22 protein-coding genes and 1 riboswitch are annotated in these 19,854 nt (G+C 63.6%); of the genes, 11 read left to right on the forward strand and 11 right to left on the reverse strand.

The features are described 5' to 3' along the window. Positions 1 to 116: 116 nt before the first annotated feature. From J7573_RS11675 to J7573_RS11700, 6 genes are all read right to left on the reverse strand, one after another. Positions 117 to 617, reverse strand: coding sequence for a methylated-DNA--[protein]-cysteine S-methyltransferase (locus J7573_RS11675; RefSeq protein WP_294334830.1), 501 nt, complete (start codon positions 615 to 617; stop codon positions 117 to 119). A gap of 99 nt (positions 618 to 716) precedes the next feature. Further along, positions 717 to 2,486, reverse strand: a complete 1,770-nt coding sequence (locus J7573_RS11680; RefSeq protein ID WP_294334831.1) for an acyl-CoA dehydrogenase C-terminal domain-containing protein — start codon at positions 2,484 to 2,486, stop codon at positions 717 to 719. A gap of 19 nt (positions 2,487 to 2,505) precedes the next feature. Further along, positions 2,506 to 3,825, reverse strand: a complete 1,320-nt coding sequence (locus J7573_RS11685; protein WP_294334833.1) for an MFS transporter — start codon at positions 3,823 to 3,825, stop codon at positions 2,506 to 2,508. 121 nt (positions 3,826 to 3,946) lie between these two features. After that, the gene (locus tag J7573_RS11690; protein ID WP_294334835.1) at positions 3,947 to 4,999 is read right to left on the reverse strand and encodes a 3-keto-5-aminohexanoate cleavage protein; all 1,053 of its coding nucleotides are present in this window, start codon (positions 4,997 to 4,999) and stop codon (positions 3,947 to 3,949) included. Positions 5,000 to 5,054: 55 nt separating this feature from the next. Then, positions 5,055 to 5,903, reverse strand: coding sequence for a TauD/TfdA family dioxygenase (locus tag J7573_RS11695; protein WP_294334836.1), 849 nt, complete (start codon positions 5,901 to 5,903; stop codon positions 5,055 to 5,057). 13 nt (positions 5,904 to 5,916) lie between these two features. Further along, a complete protein-coding gene (locus J7573_RS11700; protein WP_294334838.1) occupies positions 5,917 to 6,897 on the reverse strand; it encodes a quinone oxidoreductase in 981 nt (326 codons plus the stop codon). A 219-nt stretch (positions 6,898 to 7,116) separates the two neighbouring features. Between J7573_RS11700 and J7573_RS11705 the strand changes: the two genes are divergently transcribed. Beyond that, on the forward strand, positions 7,117 to 7,323 hold the full coding sequence (locus tag J7573_RS11705) for a hypothetical protein (RefSeq protein WP_294334840.1): 207 nt from the start codon (positions 7,117 to 7,119) through the stop codon (positions 7,321 to 7,323). A gap of 62 nt (positions 7,324 to 7,385) precedes the next feature. On the opposite strand, the gene J7573_RS11710 is transcribed toward J7573_RS11705, so the two are convergent. Then, entirely contained in the window at positions 7,386 to 7,811 is a 426-nt protein-coding gene (locus J7573_RS11710; protein WP_294334842.1) for a MerR family transcriptional regulator, read from the reverse strand. Between the two features lie 100 nt (positions 7,812 to 7,911). Here J7573_RS11710 and J7573_RS11715 point away from each other — a divergent pair, with 100 nt between their 5' ends. Further along, positions 7,912 to 9,147 carry an NADH:flavin oxidoreductase/NADH oxidase family protein gene (locus tag J7573_RS11715; protein ID WP_294334843.1) on the forward strand — a complete coding sequence of 412 codons (1,236 nt, stop codon included), beginning with the start codon at positions 7,912 to 7,914 and terminating at the stop codon, positions 9,145 to 9,147. Positions 9,148 to 9,186: 39 nt separating this feature from the next. Next, the gene (gene osmE / locus J7573_RS11720) at positions 9,187 to 9,552 is read left to right on the forward strand and encodes an osmotically-inducible lipoprotein OsmE (RefSeq protein ID WP_294334845.1); all 366 of its coding nucleotides are present in this window, start codon (positions 9,187 to 9,189) and stop codon (positions 9,550 to 9,552) included. Between the two features lie 16 nt (positions 9,553 to 9,568). Here osmE and J7573_RS11725 read toward each other — a convergent pair whose 3' ends face one another. Both J7573_RS11725 and J7573_RS11730 read right to left on the reverse strand, forming a co-directional pair. Beyond that, positions 9,569 to 9,898 carry a hypothetical protein gene (locus J7573_RS11725; protein ID WP_294334846.1) on the reverse strand — a complete coding sequence of 110 codons (330 nt, stop codon included), beginning with the start codon at positions 9,896 to 9,898 and terminating at the stop codon, positions 9,569 to 9,571. Positions 9,899 to 10,117: 219 nt separating this feature from the next. Next, positions 10,118 to 10,486, reverse strand: a complete 369-nt coding sequence (locus J7573_RS11730; RefSeq protein ID WP_294334847.1) for a hypothetical protein — start codon at positions 10,484 to 10,486, stop codon at positions 10,118 to 10,120. 248 nt (positions 10,487 to 10,734) lie between these two features. Between J7573_RS11730 and J7573_RS11735 the strand changes: the two genes are divergently transcribed. Continuing rightward, a complete protein-coding gene (locus tag J7573_RS11735) occupies positions 10,735 to 11,049 on the forward strand; it encodes a hypothetical protein (RefSeq protein ID WP_294334849.1) in 315 nt (104 codons plus the stop codon). A gap of 62 nt (positions 11,050 to 11,111) precedes the next feature. Here the strand turns inward: J7573_RS11735 and J7573_RS11740 are convergent, their stop codons facing one another. Beyond that, positions 11,112 to 11,273, reverse strand: coding sequence for a hypothetical protein (locus J7573_RS11740; RefSeq protein WP_178120111.1), 162 nt, complete (start codon positions 11,271 to 11,273; stop codon positions 11,112 to 11,114). 450 nt (positions 11,274 to 11,723) lie between these two features. Continuing rightward, positions 11,724 to 11,948: riboswitch (cobalamin riboswitch) on the forward strand. A gap of 107 nt (positions 11,949 to 12,055) precedes the next feature. Between J7573_RS11740 and J7573_RS11745 the strand changes: the two genes are divergently transcribed. From J7573_RS11745 to J7573_RS11775, 7 genes are all read left to right on the forward strand, one after another. Further along, a complete protein-coding gene (locus J7573_RS11745) occupies positions 12,056 to 12,241 on the forward strand; it encodes a CbtB domain-containing protein (protein WP_294334853.1) in 186 nt (61 codons plus the stop codon). Positions 12,242 to 12,248: 7 nt separating this feature from the next. Further along, positions 12,249 to 12,941, forward strand: coding sequence for a CbtA family protein (locus J7573_RS11750; protein WP_294334855.1), 693 nt, complete (start codon positions 12,249 to 12,251; stop codon positions 12,939 to 12,941). 17 nt (positions 12,942 to 12,958) lie between these two features. Continuing rightward, on the forward strand, positions 12,959 to 13,351 hold the full coding sequence (locus J7573_RS11755; RefSeq protein WP_294334989.1) for a cobalamin biosynthesis protein: 393 nt from the start codon (positions 12,959 to 12,961) through the stop codon (positions 13,349 to 13,351). Positions 13,352 to 13,381: 30 nt separating this feature from the next. Next, positions 13,382 to 14,134 (forward strand): precorrin-4 C(11)-methyltransferase, encoded by a 753-nt coding sequence (gene cobM, locus J7573_RS11760; protein ID WP_294334857.1) that lies wholly within the window; start codon positions 13,382 to 13,384, stop codon positions 14,132 to 14,134. Positions 14,135 to 14,195: 61 nt separating this feature from the next. Then, positions 14,196 to 14,438, forward strand: a complete 243-nt coding sequence (locus J7573_RS11765; RefSeq protein ID WP_294334859.1) for a DUF1272 domain-containing protein — start codon at positions 14,196 to 14,198, stop codon at positions 14,436 to 14,438. Between the two features lie 215 nt (positions 14,439 to 14,653). Continuing rightward, on the forward strand, positions 14,654 to 15,268 hold the full coding sequence (locus J7573_RS11770; protein WP_294334860.1) for a response regulator transcription factor: 615 nt from the start codon (positions 14,654 to 14,656) through the stop codon (positions 15,266 to 15,268). A gap of 13 nt (positions 15,269 to 15,281) precedes the next feature. Next, on the forward strand, positions 15,282 to 18,557 hold the full coding sequence (locus J7573_RS11775; RefSeq protein WP_294334862.1) for a transporter substrate-binding domain-containing protein: 3,276 nt from the start codon (positions 15,282 to 15,284) through the stop codon (positions 18,555 to 18,557). Here the strand turns inward: J7573_RS11775 and J7573_RS11780 are convergent. Further along, positions 18,532 to 19,851, reverse strand: a complete 1,320-nt coding sequence (locus tag J7573_RS11780) for a PAS domain-containing methyl-accepting chemotaxis protein (protein ID WP_294334864.1) — start codon at positions 19,849 to 19,851, stop codon at positions 18,532 to 18,534. The genes J7573_RS11775 and J7573_RS11780 overlap by 26 nt on opposite strands. Between the last annotated feature and the right edge of the window lie 3 nt (positions 19,852 to 19,854).

Genomic DNA, 19,854 nt, shown 5'->3' on the forward strand with positions numbered 1-19,854 from the left:
GATTGCCTGTACCGGCCTCTTCGCGGGCACGCCCGCTCCCACAGGATCTCTACCCGGTCAAACATGTGGTACTCCTGTGAGAGCGGGCGTGCCCGCGAAGAGCACAGTACAAGTTGTTACAGGTCCAGGGCCAGGCTCTGCCGCCCTTCCAATGCCAGTAGATACTGCTTGGCTGGCAGGCCCCCGGCAAATCCGGTCAAGTTACCGGACGCGCCGATCACCCGGTGGCACGGGGCAATGATCGAGATCGGGTTGCGCCCGTTGGCTGCCCCCACTGCCCGCACGGCACTGGGGTTGCCGATCTGCCGGGCGATGTCGCTATAGCTGCGGGTCTCACCAAAGGGAATGGTCAGCAAGGCCGCCCACACCTGGCGCTGGAACTCGGTACCGGCAAAGTCCAGTGCCAGTTCGAAGCGCTGGCGCGTGCCGGCGAAATACTCGCCCAACTGACGGGCCGTTTCGCGCAGCGTCGGGTGGCGATCATCGCGGTGCAGCTCGCCAAGCCGCACGCGGTTCTCGCGCTCCGCCTCCCACAGCACGGCGGCGAGTCGCTCGCCGCGTGCCACCAGGGTCAGGGTGCCGACCGGAGACGACATCAAAGTAAAGGCGCTGGACATCTGAGTTCCCTACGGCAAACCAGTTTCAGCGCACTTTAACGTCGCTCGCCCCCCACTGCATCCGCTTTCTTGCGCAGGTTATTCCGCGAACAGCATCCTTTACAGCAGGTCGGCATCGAGCAGGTACAGGCTCTGGCTACCCGCCTTGACGCTGGCACTCAGCGAGAGGGTGCGCGGCAGCAGACGCGAGAAGTAGAACCGCGCGGTGGCCAGCTTGCTCTGGTGGAACGGCTCCGGGTGCACCGTGTTCAGGGCGACTTCGGCCATGCGTGCCCACAGGTAGGCATAGAGCGTGTAACCCAACGCATGCAGGTATTCCACCGATGCAGCACCGACCTCCTGAGGATTGCCCTGGGCGCGGTCGAGGACCCAGGCGGTCAGTGCGTCGAGTTCGCTCACCGCCGCCAGCAACGGCGTACCGAACTCGGCTGTCAACGTCTCGGCGAACGTGCGGATCTCTGTCGACAGCAGGCGATACGCCTGGCCACCATCGCCCAGCAGCTTGCGTCCCACCAGGTCGAGGGCCTGGATGCCGTTGGCACCTTCGTAGATCTGGGTGATGCGGCAATCGCGGATCAGCTGTTCCTGGCCCCATTCACGGATGTAACCGTGGCCGCCGAACACCTGCTGGCCATGCACCGTGGTTTCCAGGCCCATGTCGGTGAGGAAGGCCTTGGCCACCGGTGTCAGCAAGGCCACCTTGGCTTCGGCCAGGCGGCGCGCGCCGGCGTCCTCGCTGTACTTCGCCAGGTCCAGCTGCAACGCCACGTAGGTGGAGAATGCCCGCCCGCCTTCGTTCAAGGCCTTCATGGTCAGCAGCATGCGCCGCACATCCGGGTGCACGACGATCGGGTCGGCGGCTTGCCCAGGCACCTCGGCGCCGGTCGGGGCGCGGCCCTGCTGGCGGTCGCGGGCATAGGCGATGGCGTTCTGGTAGGAGCGTTCGCCCAGGGCCAAGCCCTGGATACCCACTCCCAGGCGCTCGTAGTTCATCATGGTGAACATGGCGTTCAGGCCCTTGTTCGGCTCGCCGACCAGGTAGCCGATGGCGCCGTCGAAGTTCATCACGCAGGTGGCCGAGGCCTTGATACCCATCTTGTGCTCGATGGAGCCGCAGCTGACCGCATTGGCCTCGCCCAGCGCGCCATCGTCATCGACCAGCAGCTTTGGCACCAGGAACAGGGAAATACCTTTTGCACCCGCGGGGGCATCGGGCAAACGGGCCAGCACCAGGTGGATGATGTTTTCGGTCAGGTCCTGCTCACCGCCGGTGATGAAGATCTTGGTGCCGCTGACCCGGTAACGGCCATCGGCCGCAGGTTCGGCACGGGTGCGCAGCAAGCCCAGGTCGGTGCCGCAGTGCGGCTCGGTCAGGCACATCGAGCCGGTCCAGCGGCCTTCATACATCGGTGGCAGGTAACGGGCCTTGAGCGGCTCGCTGGCGTGGTTGAGCAAGGACAGGCAGGCGCCCGCAGTAAGCATCGGGTACAGGCCGAACGACAGGTTGGCCGCGTTGAGCATCTCTTCGAGCTGGGCGCCGATCACTTTCGGCATGCCCATGCCGCCGTATTCCGGCGCGCCGGCCACACCCACCCAGCCATCTTCGGCGAACGCCCGGTAGGCATCGGCGAAACCGTCGGGGGTGATCACGCGACCGTTTTCCCAGCGGCAACCCTGTTCGTCACCGCTGCGATTGAGCGGCGCCACCACTTCGGCAATCAGCTTGCCGGCCTGCTCGAGCACGGCCCGTGCAGTGTCGGCGTCGACTTGCTCGATCAGGGCCGGGGTCTGCGCCCACCAGGCCGGGATATCAAACACTTCGTTGAACAGGAAATCCATGTCGCGCAGTGGCGGAAGGTAATCAGACATGAGGCAAACACTCGCTTGCTTAGGTTGACGAACGTGACGCGACACGGGCACCGGCATGGCTGACCGATGCTTGCAGACGCTCCATGTCGCGGTGGTAATGGCGTTTGGCAATGAAGAACACGGCGGCGGCAGCGATGCTGACCAGCGGTACCAGCTGGAACGCGGCGTGCAAGCCGATCAGGTCGGAAACCCGGCCGGTAATCAGTGGGCCGGTCGCCAGGCCCAGCAGGTTGTTGGCCAGGGTCAGGGTGGCGAACGCAGTGCCGTGCACGGCGGCGTGGGTCAGGTTGGCGACCATGGCGCTGGACGGGCCGTTGGTGCCGACAGCGATCATCATCCCCAGGCAGATCAACACCAGTTGCGCGCTACCCACCGGCAGCGCGAAGGCCACCGACAGCAGCAGGCAACTGCCCAGGCAATAGCCGATGGCCAGGCTGATCTTGCGGTCCGGGCGCTGACGGCCCAGGCGGTCACACAGCATCGCGCAGAGGATCGTGCCGATGCCGCTGCACAACACGATCACGGCAGCGATGGCCCCGGCGCGATCGGTGCCCATGGCGTAGTAACGGTTCAGGTAACTGGGCATCCAGACGATCACCGTACCGCCGACGAACAGTTGCAGGCCACTGCCGATGTACGCGGCAATCACCGAGCGCGAACCATACAGGGTACGCAGCGGATGGCTCGCCTTCACCTGGGCCTGTTCGGCGCATCGGGGGGTGATTCGGGCTTCCTTGACGATCAGCGGGTACAGCAGCGCCAGCACCAGGCCGAACAGCGCCATACCGGCGAACGCCCAGCGCCAGCCCAGATGCTGGGCCAGCACGCCACCCAGGGCCATGCCCAGCACCGAGCCGAACATGCCGCCGGCCATGAAGGCGCCGGCCAGGGTCGAGCGCATGTCTCGGGGGAACACCGCCACCACCACGGCGATGCCGACGCTGCCGTAGGCCGCCTCGCCGACGCCCACCAGGAAGCGGGCAATGAACATCTGCGGGTAATTTTCCGCCAGGGCGCAGCCCAGGGTCGCCAGGCTCCACAGCACAGCCATCAGCACCAGGCTGCGCACGCGGCCGAAGCGGTCGGCCAGCAAAGACAACGGGAAGGTCAGCAGGCCGACCATCAACGCGACGATGCCGCTGAGCAGGCCGAGCTGGCTGTCACTCAGGGCCCATTCGCCCTTGAGCAGCGGGAACACCGCATTGAGCACCTGGCGCGACATGTAGTCGGAGATCAACAGGCCGAAGGTCAGGGCGAAGACGACCCAGGCATAACGCCGCGGGACGCTGTGCACGGTGTCGGTGCCGGGCGCTTCGGCACTGGCGAGATAGGTGGCCATGGTGCCTCCTCGGGGTATCTGGCGTGGGTGGTGTTCTTGTTGTTATGGATAACAGCCAAAATCTTTACTGCTGGTTCTGGCCCCTTCGCGGGCTCGCCTGCGAAGAGGCCGGTCCTGCTAGTCAGGCCCGCTGCGGCACGCCCTTCTGCCCCGGCTGGCGGTTCGGCGCCATGCCGTTGGCCTTGAGGGTCTGCTCGATGCTGGTGTACTGCTGGCCAATGCGGTAGATGGCCCGGGCCTCTTTGCCGTTGGCCACTTCACGGCCCAGTTCATGGGCCACGCGTACGGTCTGCTGGATCTGCTGCACCGAGCCGAAGCGCTTGCCGTGCTGGTCGATGATGGTGTCTTCGTTGCCGCAGCGCGGGTGCAGGCCCATGGCCAGGGCCATGGTGTTGAACGGCAGCACGTTTTTCAGCAGCGATTCGGCAGTGAGCGTGCAGCCATCCGGTGCGCGGTGGATGAAGTTGAAGAAGTTGAACGGATTGGGGCCGTCGAAACCGCCACCGATGCCGATCCAGGTCAGGTTCAGCGGGCCCATGTAGTCACCACGGCGGACGATGCGCTCGAGGGTTTCCAGGGCATGCATGCCAGTCAGCTGGAAGTGCGGCTGGATGCCGCTGGCCTGCAAGCGGCGCAGGTGCTCGCGGACCCAGGCCGGGCCAGCAGGCACGGTCATCTCGCTGTAGGCGGCGTGGATCGCCGGGTGAGCCAGGGAGGTGCCTTCCAGATACTCCGGATACAGCAGCTCCATGATGTTCATCTGCGTGGTGTTGATCGCCACGGTCACCTGGTCCGGGCGCGGGGTCAGCTCTGCGAGCATGTGCCGGGTGTCGTCCGACAGCCACTTGGCCGCCTCGCCTTCGCCCTCGGGGGCAAAGGAAATCGAGCCGCCAACCTGGATGATCATGTCCGGTACGGCTTCACGCACACCGGCGATCAGTTCGTTGAACTTGGACAGGCGCTTGGAACCCTTGCCGTCCAGTTCGCGCACATGCAGGTGCAGCACGGTGGCGCCGGCTTCATAGCAATCGACTGCCTTCTGCACCTGCTCGTCCATGGTCAGCGGGATGTCTTCGGGGAAGTCCTCGGGCATCCATTCCGGGCCGTACGGGGCGACGGTGATCACCACCTTTTCCATGTTTTCCGGGTGCAACGAATCATCGAAGAATTGCATGCAGTAGTCCTCGCTATTGTTATTGTGCTGTGTGCCGCCGCTGGCGGCGGGTGACTCAGAAGGTGCGGCTGCCCTTGATCCCCGCGCGCTCCATCTTGCGATGGCACGGCAGGTAGTCCATGACCGCGTAATGCTGGGTGCTGCGGTTGTCCCAGATGGCCACGCTGTTGGGCTTCCAGCGCCAGCGCACCTGGTACTCGGGCAGGTAGGCCTGGCTGACCAGGTAGCGCAGCAGGTCGCCGGCGCCGGGGTTGGCGTCCTGGCCGACCCGCACGCGCTGGGGCGTGTGGTAGTTGGTGAAGTGGGTCGTGAAGGCGTTGACGAACAGCACCTGTTCGCCGGTTTCCGGGTGGGTGCGCACCACCGGGTGTTCGGCATCCGGGAACTGCGCCTTGAGCGCCAGGCGCTTGTCGATCGGCATGGCCGCGCCGAAGCTGGCTTCGATGCTGTGGCGTGCCCGCAGGCCTTCGATCTTCGCCTTCACGTCACTTGGCAGGTTTTCATAGGCCAGCACCATGTTCGCCCACATCGTGTCGCCGCCCACCGGTGGGCACTCGACGCAGCGCAGCACGCAGCCCATGGGCGGTGCCTCGCGCCAGGTGGCGTCGGTGTGCCAGGCGTTTTCGTAACGGTCGTTGGGCTGGTCGGGGCGCTTGTAGATCTGCACCAGGCCAGGGTGCTGCGGATCGCTGCCGGCCACCGGGTGGTCTTCGAGCTCACCAAAACGCCGGGCAAAGGCCACGTGTTCGGCACGGCTGAAGTGCTGGTCGCGCAGGAACAGCACACGGTGCTTGAGCAACTGCGCACGCAGCTGCTCGAACAGGTCGTCATCGTGGATCGCGTCAGCCAGGCTGACGCCGCTGACCTCGGCGCCAATCGCACAGCTCAGTTGTTCGATGTGCATGCTGTTGGCCTCTTCAGATGACAAAGATCGACGAGCCGGTGGTCCTGCGTGCTTCCAGGTCGCGATGGGCCTGGACGGCGTCCTGCAGGGCATAGTGCTGGTTGATTTCGATGCGGATGCGGCCGCTGCTGACGTGGTCGAACAGTTCGCCGGCCAGGTCGGCCTTTTCTGCAGGGTCGGCAATGAAGTCGGCCAGTGCCGGGCGGGTCAGCTGCAGCGAACCCTTGATTGCCAGCAACTGTGGGTCGAACGGCGGGATGGTGCCGGAGGCGGTACCGACGCAGACCATCAGGCCACGGCGCTTGAGCGAATCGAGCGAGCCCATGAAGGTGTTCTTGCCAACGCTGTCGAACACCACGTTGACGCCGACGCCATCGGTGAGCTCACGCACGCGGCTGGCCACATCCTCGACGCTGTAGTTGATGATCTGGTTGCAGCCATGGGCGCGGGCGACCTCGGCCTTGGCCTCGGTGGACACCGTACCGATCACGTTCAACCCCAGCAGCCGCGCCCACTGCGCGACGATCAGGCCGACACCACCCGCCGCGGCATGCAGCAGCACGGTGTCGCCGGGTTTGAAGGCGTACAGCCGGCGCATCAGGTAGGCCGCCGTCAGGCCGCGCATGGTCATGGCGGCGGCGGTTTCGAAGGCAATGGTTTCAGGCAGCTTGATCAGCGCCGCAGCGGGAATCAATCGCTCGGTGCAATACGCGCCGAGGGTGTTGAGAAAGCCGGTGTAGGTCACCCGGTCACCCACCGCCACCTGGGTCACGCCTTCGCCTACCGCCTGCACCACGCCGGAGGCTTCTACGCCGATGCCGTTGGGCAGCGGGATCGGGTAGGTGCCATTGCGGAAATAGGTGTCGGCATAGTTCAGGCCAACCGCCACCTGACGCAGGCGTACCTGCCCCGGGCCGGGATCGCCGACCTCGGCGTCCTCGTAGCGCAGCACTTCGGGGCCACCGGTCTGATGGAAACGTACGACTTTGGACATGCTTGTCACTCCAATCATCGATCTGGACGCAGGGCGTCAGTTCTGGGTGACTGGAATGTAAGCGCTCGGGGTGCCGGGGTGCTTCGCATCGGGCGACAGTGGGTTTTCATTTGATGACAGACGTCGGCCCTGGGGCTGCAATCTTTTCTTCATGAGCCGCCTTGATGGTTAACAAAGGCCCGACTAATACTTAGGTCTCTGCCTGGGGAGGCACGAAACATGCAACCAAGATTCGTTATCGTTCCGGCTGTGCCCATCGAAAAGCAGTCGTTCCGCATCGGCACCCGTTACTACGCGGCGACCGTATGCGGTGGTTTCGATATCTACGACAATCAGGAAAAGGAGCGGCTCAAGCCCAGTTACCCGAGCAAGACGGATGCCGAAGTACAGTGCCGAAACATGAACATGGCAAAGGACGTCAGGTAGTCAGCTACCTTGCCCGCCATGCGTGAGGGCCGCAAAGCCGGCTCTCGCGGAAAACCCGATCATCAACGATGCGCCTTGCCGGCCTCGCCTTCCTGCCACCCGGCCATCAGACGCTGGGCATTTTCGTCGCAATCCATGCCCTGAGGCTTGCTCTCCATGCCGGCAATCACCGCCAGCAATTGCGCGCGGTTCTGCGCCAGGCGCAGCTGCATCGCTTCGATCTCGGCCACCTTGCGCTTGAGGCTTGCCAGCAGCAGATCGTGCCGCGCCGCGCCGTCACCCGCTGCGCTGGTCAGTTTGCGCATTTCCTCAAGGCTGAACCCCGCCTGCTGCCCGCAGGTGATGATTTCCAGCGACCTCACCACCTGCTCCGGGTAATCCCGATAACCGTTACCCAAACGCCGGGCCTCGATCAGCCCGCTGGCTTCATAGAAACGGATGCGCGATGCGCTGAGGCCCGTGCGTCGGGCCAGTTCGCCAATTTTCATGCTGGGTGAAATTCTCTGTTGACCTTAAGGTTTACTTTAACCTTAGCCTTCTCCAAAACCCAACCCGCCCGACGCCCGGCGCTACCTTGGAGAACACCACATGACCCCGTTCCAGCCCCTGCACCTGCCCAATGGCAGTGTCATCCCCAATCGCATTGCCAAGGCGGCCATGGAAGAAAACCTCGCCAATCAGGACCAGACCCCTTCCGATCGGTTGCTGCGCCTGTATCAGGCCTGGGCCGAAGGCGGCGCCGGTTTGCTGCTGACCGGTAACGTGATGGTCGACCCCAGCGCCATGACCGGCCCAGGAGGCGTGATGCTCGATGACAGCCAGCCGTTGCAACGGTTTCGGCAATGGGCCGCAGCCGGCCGCGCCCAGGGCGCGCAGTTCTGGATGCAGATCAACCACCCCGGGCGGCAGATGCAGGCCAACCTTGGCCAGCCGACCGTGGCACCCTCGGCAGTGGCGCTGGACATGGGTGGCTTGTCGAAACTGTTCCCGCAGCCCAAGCCCCTGGACGAAAGCGAAATTAGCGCGTTGATCCAGCGCTTCGCCCGCACTGCGGCACTGGCCGAACAAGCCGGCTTCAGCGGCGTACAGATCCACGCCGCCCACGGCTACCTGCTCAGCCAGTTCCTCTCGCCGCTGACCAACCGACGCCAGGACCGCTGGGGCGGCAGCCTGGAAAACCGTGCGCGGCTGTTGCTCGAAGTGGTCAAGGCGGTGCGCGAGGTGGTGACTCCCGGCTTCAGCGTGGCAGTCAAGCTCAACTCGGCCGACTTCCAGCGCGGCGGCTTCGAGCCTGCAGATGCGCGCCAGGTCGTGCTGTGGCTGAACGAACTGCCGGTGGACCTGGTGGAGCTGTCTGGCGGCAGCTACGAAGCACCGGCCATGCAAGGCGATGCCCGGGATGGCCGGACCTTGGCGCGGGAGGCCTACTTCCTCGAATTCGCCCGCGAGATTGCCGCGATTGCCCGCATGCCAGTGATGGTCACCGGTGGCATCCGTCGCCTGCCGGTGGTCGAACAGGTGCTCGCCAGCGGTGTGGCCATGGCTGGCATCGCCACTGCACTGGCAGTCGACCCCAACCTGCCCCGACGCTGGCAAGCCGGCGAAACCAAGGCCCTGGCCGAGTTGCCGCCGATCCGCTGGAAGCGCAAGGCATTTGCCGCCCTGGCCTACATGGCGCTGGTGAAGTTGCAGATGCGGCGGCTCGCCGCCGGCAGCAAACCCAAGGCCAAGGCCTCACCCCTGCGCGCCCTGCTGTTGGAGCAGTGGTGCACGTTGCGTCGGGTCAAGCAATACAAGCGTATGATGAATAGCCGACTGGATTGATGCTGTTCCGTAACGGCGTTCTCTGACGGGAGCACTGCCATGAACAAATCAACTTGTGCGCTGATACTGACGTTGTCGGCGCTCGCGGGCTGTTCGACTAACTCATCCACTTACCATGACCAGCCGTTGGTAGCCAAAGTCGATAACGGCATGAGCAAAGAGCAAGTGCTGCAGATAGGCGGCAAACCGGGCGCCCAGTCCGACCGCACGGTAGTGCCTGGAACGTGCTTTGACTACATGCTGACCAAACCGGGGCAGAAGCAACAGCCTTACATGGTCAGCTTCGATCAGGCCGGGAAGGTCGACAAGACCAGCTTCATGACCTGCGCCGAATGGAGCAATGCCCAGCAGAAGTCCCGGCAGGCATTGCCCAGCATGGGCGGAATGGGAGGATCAGGCTATTGATGCAACCGGCAGCCGGTCAATCGAGGCACTCTCTGGCGGCCAGGCGCAGCTTGTCGCTCGACAGGAAGCTGCCCTTATAGAAAGTTGCCCGGCTGCCGTCGTGATACTCGACAACTTCCAGCACCTCGTCCGACGTCACGGCGCTCGGTGCGGTCAGCCGATAACCATGGCTGATGGACTTTTGCGTGGTCTGCGGGGACAGTGCCTGCCACTTTGGCAGTACGCAGGCGGCGTACACGTCCGGGGATTTTGCAGTGAGCTTGCTGGCAGTGGGTTTGCCTGGGTTGGCGCACGCAACGAGACTCGCAGCGAGTGCGGCGCAGAATAGGATACGAACGGTTGGCATTTGCGATTAACCTGGCTGGAACGTGGGCTATTCTAGCCGGGATCGAGCCGCAGGGGTAATCCACCAAGGTCGTGCACAGGCTTGATTGCGACCGCGCAAGACTTCCGTCGTATGGGCAAGACGGCGCTATCCCCTAGAATGCACCACGCTGATGGATCAGCACCCATCGCAAAAAGCCCGCTCTCATGTGCGGGCTTTTTGCTCTTGCGGATCAACGGTTCAGGCTTTTTTACACATCAATGCCGCATCGAGCAGCCTGCCATGGTCATACCAGGCGTCGCGCTGGTAGGCCGTGAACTGACGCTGGGTTCCCGTGCCGTGCAGTTCTACCAAACCTTCAGCCTGGGTGGGGTCGGTACTTTCGACGTACAGTTTCACTGAGTTGTCGCCATCGACTTCATAGGTTTTCACGTTACCTTGAAGTTCGCCTTTGACACACCCCAGATAAGCGGGCGTGCTTCTATCGGTAGTGCCGGACGTATAATCATGGCCATCCCGCACATCCCGATTCTGTGCGCACCCGACCATCAACAGCGTGGCGAAAGTGGTTAACAGTATTGCACCTGCGACCGATCTTGAGCTCTTCACGCGACACGCTCCTGCTGCCCCATCGAGAACTTAGAAAAGAGTGGCCAAACCCAACGCCCTTTTTTGGTTTTCGTGTGCCTATGGTACTGCGCAAAGTGCACAGCACAATATGCTTGTTTGCTATATGGGCAATGGCCCATTACTGGCAACTCTCCGGCTTTCGCATTATTTCTTTAGCCGAGTGGAACGATTTCAATCAGCCATGATTCTCATGCGTATCGACCAGGTGCAACGTTCAGGAGAGACCCATGGTGTGGTGGCTGGAAGTACTCGCCCAGTTCATGATTTCCACAGGCCTTGCCGTGTTCAGCATCTTTGTGTTCTGGGCCTACACGCTGGCGTTCGGCAAGACCTACAGCAAACTGCTGTCAGCCGCCTTGGCGGTGGCCTTGCTGGGCATCGCCGCGTTTCCCCATGGGGCGAGCTTCGCCATCAGCCAACAGGCGTTGCTGGGGGCTGGCAGCGAATTCCTGTTGCTGGTCGCGGACGCGTCGGGTGTGATCAGCGCGGTGATGATTGCATCGTTCTTTTTCAATCCTGGGCGGTTGCTCGATGAAGCATGACGGCTGCCGTGCTCTACGCCCCGCCCTTGGCAACTGAGCGAACAGCCGTCTGTTCAATACTGTCAGCGTGGTCCGCCACCGTGTCCACCGCCCATCATGCCTGGGCCGCCATGCCCACCACCATGCCCACCACCGCCACCTGGCGGCATGAACATCCAGCAACCTGCCAGCGTGGATACCAGTGCAGCCACCACGGCGGCACGCAATACATGCTTCAACTTCATTACAACGCTCCAAAAGGCAAAACGGACAGCGCTGCAAGTGTAATTTCCAGACCGGCCAGCCTGGGCGAGCTTTTCCATTTCTTTACAGTTGCGTGGCACAGGCCTGGCCGCAAGCGGAAGGGATAGAAGTCAATGCTGCCTTGCATCAGTAACGACGATAGTCCTGGTGACCTCCACGATCTTCATCGTAGTAATGGCGGTGGTGGTGATCCCCGTCGTGCCAGTAAGGCCAGCAGCCACTGAGCAACAACAACCCTGACAACACGACAACCCATGCAGTCTTGCGTTTCATGTGCGTACCTCCGGCCAGGCGAAGCAAGGCCTTGCTTACGTTGGACTGTGCAAAAAAGGGAGGTTCGGGCCGGGCGCCAACCACTGATCTTGTTTCATGAAGCCCCCTACCCCCCGGTTCAATGCCATTGCATTTGACGCCACCTTCGCCGCGTGCTCTCCTTACGCCTTGCGTCAGGTGCCCCCATCGGGGGTGAAACGGGAAATCGGTGCGTCGCAGGCCCTTGCCAGGGTCGGGCAAATCCGGTGCTGCCCCCGCAACGGTAAGCGAGCGAAGCGTCCAGACCACTGTGCCACGCAGTCCGGCATGGGAAGGTGATGCTTTTCAAGGAGCCCTGCTCCTCCTCGCAAGCCCGGAGACCGGCCTGGCGTTCATGAACACCCCGCGGTGGGCGGGCGCTGTCGCATTCCCTCGGGCGCCCCGTGCCCGGGGCTGCCGCGCTTGTCCCCATTGCCTTCTAAAAAGCAAAAGCAAAGCAGAGGATCGCGTCATGCCCATCACCAGCGCCAAACACAGCATCACCACCCCCGTCACCCTCAGCCAGCGTGTGGTCATCGCCGTCGGTGCCAGCCTGCTCGGCCTGTGCCTGGTCTACTTTGCCGGGTTCTCGCACATCGAGGCCGTGCACAACGCCGCGCACGACACCCGCCACAGCGCCGCCTTCCCTTGCCACTGAGGCTGCCATGATCAAGCGTATCGCCCGCACTGCCGGGTTCAGCGGCCTGCTCGCCGCCCTGTTGCTGACCCTGCTGCAAAGCTTCTGGGTCGCACCGCTGATCCTCGAGGCGGAAACCTATGAATCGGCCGCCCCCGTGGCCGAGCACCACACCCACGGCGAAGAGGCCAGCGCTGGCCACACCCACAGCGAGGAAGCCTGGTCGCCAGAAGATGGCTGGCAGCGCATCCTGTCGACCACCGGCGGCAATCTGGTGGTTGCCGTCGGCTTCGCCCTGATCCTCGCCGCCCTGTACAGCCTGCGTGAACCAGGCCGTACCAGCACGGGCGCGCTGTGGGGGTTGGCCGGGTTTGCCGTGTTCTGCCTGGCCCCGACCCTGGGCTTGCCGCCGGAACTGCCAGGCACTGCCGCCGCCGACCTCGGTCAGCGCCAGAGCTGGTGGATCGGTACCGCAGCCGCGACCGCTCTGGGCCTGGCCCTGTTGGTGTTCGCACGCCATGGCGTGCTCAAGGCACTGGGCGCCGTCTTGCTGGTGGTGCCGCACGTGATCGGCGCTCCGCAGCCGGAAGTCCATGAAAGCCTGGCCCCGCAAGCCCTGGAGGCTCAGTTCAAGATCGCCTCCTGGCTGACCAACGCGGCCTTCTGGGTGGCCCTGGGCCTGCTCAGCGCCTGGCTGTATCGCCGCTCCAGCCACGCCTGATGGCCATCGACCAGCCATTGCCGGCGCTGTACGCCGGCTTCGGCTGCCGTCGGGGTTGCCCGGTGGACGTCCTCGACGCCTTGCTGCATGAAGTGCTGCAGCGTCACGGCCTGACCGCCACAGCACTTCGCGGCTTTGCCAGCATTGCTGGCAAGGCCGACGAGCCAGGGTTGCAACAACTCGCCGCACGTCACGCCCTGCCACTGGTGGTTTTCGCTGCCGAGCAGTTGCACGTGTACGAGCCACAGCTCAGCCACCGCTCCGCAGTCGCCTACACCCACAGCGGCTGCTGGGGCGTCGCCGAGAGCACGGCGCTGGCCCTGGCCAGCCTCAGTCACGCCAGCGCCACACTCAGGGTGGCTCGCCAGGTGCTCGGCCCCGCTACCCTGGCACTGGCCTGCGCCGGATAATCGCTTCTTTCATCAAATCAAGGATCTGCCATGACGGTCTACTTCATCGGCGCCGGCCCCGGCGACCCGGAACTGATCACGGTCAAGGGCCAACGCCTGATCCGTCAGTGCCCGGTGATCATCTATGCCGGCTCGCTGGTACCCGCGGCGGTGCTCGAAGGGCATCAGGCCGAGACGGTCATCAACAGTGCCGAGCTGCACCTCGAGCAAATCATCGACGCCATCCGCGCCGCACATGCCAATGGCCAGGACGTGGCCAGGGTGCACAGTGGCGACCCCAGCCTGTATGGCGCCATCGGCGAGCAGATCCGCCACCTGCGCGAACTGAGCATCGATTACCAGATCATCCCCGGCGTCACCGCCACCGCCGCCAGCGCGGCGCTGCTCGGCTGCGAACTGACCCTGCCGCAAGTGGCGCAGACGGTCATCCTCACCCGCTACGGTGACAGCTCACCGATGCCCGCAGGCGAGCAGCTCAGTGATCTGGCCCGCCATGGCAGCACCCTGGCCATTCATCTCGGGGTCAAGCACCTGCCGCGCATCGTCGAAGAACTGCTGCCGCACTACGGCCCCGACTGCCCGGTTGCAGTGATTCATCGTGCTACCTGGCCAGACCAGGACTGGGTGCGCAGCACCCTGGCCGATATCGTCGAGCAGGTTGCCAGCAAGGGTTTCCGGCGCACCGCTCTGATTCTCGTCGGCCATGTGCTCGGCGATGCGCCGTTCACCGAGTCGGCGCTGTACCGCGCCGGCCACGCCCACCTTTATCGCCCCGGCGACTAGCATTGCCAAGCTGACGAAGGGCGGAGCAGACTGCGCATTCCACCACACCGGAGGGATACCCATGCTGGAGCTGCGCCCTAATTGTGAATGCTGCGATGCCGATCTGCCGGGTGATAGCCCTGACGCCCTGATCTGCTCGTTTGAATGCACGTTCTGCCGCAACTGCGCTGACCACCGCCTGCAAGGGCGTTGCCCGAATTGCGGCGGCCAGTTGCTGGCCCGCCCGACGCGGGTGGGCCAGGCCTTGAGCAACAACCCCGCCTCGACCCAACGGGTCCTCAAGCCTCACCCGGCCTGCGCCTGACCCTCCGCCAACACAGGCACCGCCGCTTCTGACGGTGCCTGTAAGGGCCGCCTTGTAGGAAATTTCCACAAACCAGGCTCGCTTGTTCAACACATCTATACTCGCCATTACCATGGATCCGGAATGGTCGTATCGTGCCGCACAGCAGAAAAAGCTTGCAGACGAATTCCTGATTGCTTCAGGAAGCCGACCACATTCCGACAGGAGTAAGTGACATGACAACCGTGCTGATCGTTGATGATCATGCCATCGTCCGTTTTTCCTTGCGCATACTGCTCGAGCGTGAGCGCTTTCGCATCGTCGGCGAAGTCGACAATGGCAGTGAAGTGGCACAGAAGGTGCGCGAATTGCGCCCGGATGTAGTGCTGCTGGACATAGGGCTCCCCGGCCTGGATGGCATGGAAGTCATCAAGCGCCTGCAACAACAGGAGCCGGCCCCCAAGATCATGGTGCTGACCGGGCAGGCCACCGACCTTTACGTGCGCCGCTGCCTGGATGCCGGCATCGGTGCATTCGTCACCAAAGGCGAAGACCTGGAGGCCGTGGTGTTTGCCCTCAAGGCCCTGATCAAGGGCTACTCCACCTTCCCCCAGATGTCGGTGAACAGCAATACCCTGGAGAGCGAACCAGAGCGCCTCGGCAGCCTGTCCAACCGCGAGATGGAAGTGCTGCGGCGCCTGAGCCGTGGTGAAAACAACAAGAACATCGGCGCCTGCATGAACCTCAGTGCCAAGACCATCAGCACCTACCGTGGCCGCATCATGGAAAAGCTCAAGACCGAGTCACTGGTGGAAATGGTTGATCTGGCCAAACGCAACCACGTCAGCTGAGCGTGCAGGTAGCATGAAACCTGTCCTTGCCGGCCTGACCCTGTTCATCACCCTGCTCTGCTACCCGTTCATGGCGCTTGCCGAGGGCGAACCAAGGCATTTGCTGGCACGCGCCACCAGCGCTGCACAACCCCTGCAACTGGATGACGCCGACCGCCAGTGGCTACAGCGACGCGGCGTGTTGCTGCTGGGCAGTTCGCGGCCGGATTACCCACCCTTCGAGATCAACGTCAGCCTGGCTGATTACGAAGGCCTCAGCGCCGACTATGCCGGGCTGATCGCCGAGCAGCTGGGCGTACCGATCGAAGTCAGGCGTTTTGCCAGCCGTCATGAAGCGATCGCCGCATTGCGCTCCGGCACCATCGACCTGCTGGGCAGCTCCAATGGCTTCGAAGCTGCCGATGCCCAGCTCAGCCTCAGCCTGCCCTATGCCGACGACCTGCCGGTGATCGTGACACGCGAGGCTCCCCCCCTGAAACAGGCCAAGGACCTGGCCGGCTTGCGCCTGGCGATGGTCGACCACTACTTGCCGGGCGAAACCGTCCGCGCCCTCTACCCCAAGGCACAGCTGAGCCTCTACCGCTCGACCCTGGCGGGCCTTGCGGCGGTCGAACTGGGTGAGGCCGACGCCTATCTGGGCGATGCCATCAGTACCGATTACCTGATAGGTAAAAGTTACCAGGGCATGGTGAAGATCGATCATTTCTGCCAGGTGCCGCCCGGCGCCTTTGCCTTCGCTTTCGCCAATGACAACCCGCGGCTGCGCCGTCTGGTCGACAGCGCCATGGCCAGGATCACCGAAAGCGAGCGTCTGAACATCCTGCGCCGCTGGAGCAGTGGCAATACCAGCCTGTTGCTGGAACGTCACCTGTCGGTACTGACGGAGGAAGAAAAGGACTGGATAGCCCGGCATCCGACGGTCAACGTGCTGGTCGACACGGCCCTGGCCCCGCTGACCTTCAACGACACCGAGCAGCATGTCAGTGGTATCACCGTCGACCTGCTCAAGCAGATCACCCTGCGCACCGGTTTGCAGTTCAGGTTCATCGAGCAGGGCAACGTGCAACAGATGGTTGAAAAGGTCGCACGCGGCGAGGCACAGATGATCGGGGCACTGGGCTATGGCACGGAGCGCGCAGCGCAGCTGCGCTACACCCGTCCCTACCTGGTCAGCCCCAGGGTGCTGGTGACGCGTGACCAGGCGCCCTCGCCGCTGTACGCCAGGAACCTGGACGGGCAACGCATTGCCCTGCTGCAGGGCTCCCACCTTCGCGCCGAAGTACTGCAGCGCTTCCCGCGGGCGAAACTGGTCAAGGTGAACAACCCCCTTGGCCTGATGGAAGCAGTGGCGAACGGCGATGCCGACGCGGCCTACAGCAGCTATATCAATGCCTCGTACTACATCAACCAGGTCTTCAAGGGGCGCCTGCGTATCGCCGGTGTCCTGGGGGACGAGCTGGCCGTCGCCGCCTTTGCCGTCGCCCCTGGCCTGCCGCAATTGCAGGCCATCCTCGACAAGGCGCTGATGAGCATTCCTCCCGAAGAGCTGGAACAGCTGATAAACCGCAGGCGCACCAGCACCTTGGTCAGCGACAGCCCCTGGCGCAACTACCGCACGCTGGCCCTGCAAGTGTTGGTGCTGTCAGCCCTGCTGCTGGCGGGCGTGGTGTTCTGGAACAGCTACTTGCGCAAGCTGATCCACCAGCGCACCGAAGCGCAGCGTGCGCTGCAGGCGCAACTGGCCTTCAGCCGCGGGCTGCTGGAGCAACTGCGCCAGGCCAAGGATGAAGCAGAACAGGCCAGCAAGACCAAAAGCGCGTTCCTGGCGACCATGAGCCACGAGATCCGTACCCCCATGAATGCAGTGATAGGTCTGCTGGAGCTGGCGCTGGAAGACAACCGTTCTGGTCACTGCGACACCCAGACCCTGCAGACGGCCCACGATTCCGCCATCGGCCTGCTCGGGCTGATCGGCGACATCCTTGATATTTCCCGCATCGAATCCGGGCACATGAGCCTGCAGCCGGTTGCCACCGACCTGGTCGAACTGCTGCGCAGCACCCTGCGCGTGTTCGAAGGTAACGCGCGGATAAAGGGCTTGCACCTGCAAGGCGAGCTGCCAGGCGGTCCGCTCTGGGTGCTTGCTGACCCGTTACGGGTCAAGCAGATCCTCTCCAACCTGTTGAGCAATGCCATCAAGTTCACCGATCGTGGCGACGTACAGGCCCGCCTCACCTTCACACCCTCGACCGCAGGCGACACCATGCGCGTCGAGCTGAGCGTGACCGACACCGGTATCGGCATTGCCGTCCAGGATCAGGCCCGGCTGTTCAACACCTTTACCCAGGCCTCAGGCCCACGGGCCAGCCAAGGCGCGGGCCTGGGCCTGGTCATCAGCCGGACCCTGACCGAACTGATGGGGGGCAGGCTGGACCTGCAAAGCGTGGAAGGCGTCGGCACCCGTGTGCTCGTCCAGTTGCCGCTGCCGCTGAGTGCACCACCCGCACCCGTGGAGCACAACGCGGTCGCCAATGAAGTCGAAAGCGGACCACTGAATGTCCTGGTGGTCGATGACTACCCTGCCAACCTGCTGCTGCTGGAAAAACAGCTGCACAGCCTCGGTCACCAGGTGACGCTGGCCGAGAATGGTGAATCGGCACTGGCCCTGTGGCAAGCACACGACTTTGACCTGGTCATCACAGACTGCAGCATGCCGCTGATGGACGGCCATGAGTTGGCCCGCAGAGTTCGGCAACTCGAGCAAGAACGTGGGCTGCCCGCCTGCAACATTCTGGGCGTGACCGCCAATGCCCAGGCCGAAGAGCGTCAACGCTGCCTGGAGAGCGGCATGGATGACTGCCTGTTCAAGCCCATCGGGCTGCAGGCACTGAAGGCGCACCTGCCTCCCGCGCCTGCCGCCGTCCGTGCACCCGCACCTAGAGACAGTGGTTTCAACCTGAACGAGCTGCACCACCTGACCCAGAATGACCAGCTACTGACCAGGCGCCTGCTCGAACAACTGACGCAAAGTGCCCACGAAGACCTTGCCGCCCTGCAAGCCCTGGATGCCACCAGCGACCGCGAGGCGCTGCGCGCCCTCGCCCATCGCATCAAAGGGGGCGCCAAGATGCTGCGGGTGCGCGGGGTGGTCAAGGATTGCGAAGCCATTGAACAGGCCCATGCCCAGGGGTTACCGACAGACACGCTGCACCTGCAGCTGGAAGCAAGCCTGCAGGCCTTGCTGCGGGAACTGGGCGACACCCTCAGTGCAATTGCAGCGTCGAGTTGATCTGGCTGATGGCATCGACCACGTGACGGGAACCCTGCTGGATTTCCATGATCACCGTGCCTGCCTCGTTGGCCAGGGCAACGCCGTGCCCGGTGCGTGTCAGGCTCGACTGCATGCTGGCCACGGCGGTCAGCGACAGGTCGTGGTTCTGGCGCACCACATCGACGATTTCCAGCGTCGCCTTGCTGGTACGCGCGGCCAGGCTGCGCACTTCATCGGCCACCACGGCAAAGCCGCGGCCATGCTCGCCGGCCCGGGCCGCCTCGATGGCTGCGTTCAAGGCCAACAGGTTGGTCTGGTCGGCGATGCCGCGGATGGTCAGCACGATCTGCCCGATCACATCCGACTGTTTGCTCACCGCATCGATACTGCGCGCGGCGTCATTGAGCTCCTGGGAAATCTGCTCGATGACCGCCACAGTTTGCTGCACCACCTCGGTCCCCTTGCGCGCGCAGGCATCGGTCTGTACCGAACTGGCATGGGCGGCATCGGCGGCGCTCTGTTGGGTGCTGACCTGCGCGGTGATGTCGCTGGCGAACTTGACCACCTTGTACAAGCGCCCTTTGCTGTCGAAGATCGGGTTGTACGAGGCCTCCAGGTAAACCGTCTGGCCCTGCTTGTTGACCCGCTCGAAGCGGTGCGAGTGATATTCGCCGCGATTGAGTGAAGCCCAGAACTCGCGGTATGCGCCGGATTCGCGTTCATGGGGCAGGCAGAACAGCCCATGGTGACGCCCCACCACTTCTTCCAGGCGATAGCCCATGGTCGCGAGGAAGTTCTGGTTGGCCTTGATCACCCGCCCCTGCGGCGTGAACTCGACCACGGCCATGGACCGGCCAATGGCCTTGAGCAGGCTTTCGCTCTCGTGTTCGTCCTTCACCCGCTGGCTTATATCGGCTGCCACCTTGATCACGCTGGTGACCTGCTGTTGCTCGTCGAGCACCGGCATGTAGCTGGCCTCCAGCCAGACCTCGCGGCCTGCCTTGTCGACGCGTTCGAAGGTGCCGCTGATGGCCTTGCCCTGCCCCAGTTCGTGCCACAGTTGCTGGTATTCGGCGGTCTTGGCGTAGCCTGGGTCACAGAACAGACGGTGGTGCTTGCCGCGCAGCTCGTCGACGCTGTAACCCATGGCCTGGCAGAACTGGGCATTGGCGTCGAGAATGGTACCGTCGGGAGCGAACTCGATCATGGCCATGCAGCGGCTGATCGCGGCAAGCTTGGCCTGGGTCTCGGCCAGGGCCTTGCGGGTGCGCTGAATCTCGATCAAATCAGACTTGCGGTGGAAGTCGAACATGGC

Source organism: Pseudomonas sp. (assembly GCF_017744435.1).
In the GTDB taxonomy this organism is placed as follows: Bacteria; Pseudomonadota; Gammaproteobacteria; order Pseudomonadales; family Pseudomonadaceae; genus Aquipseudomonas.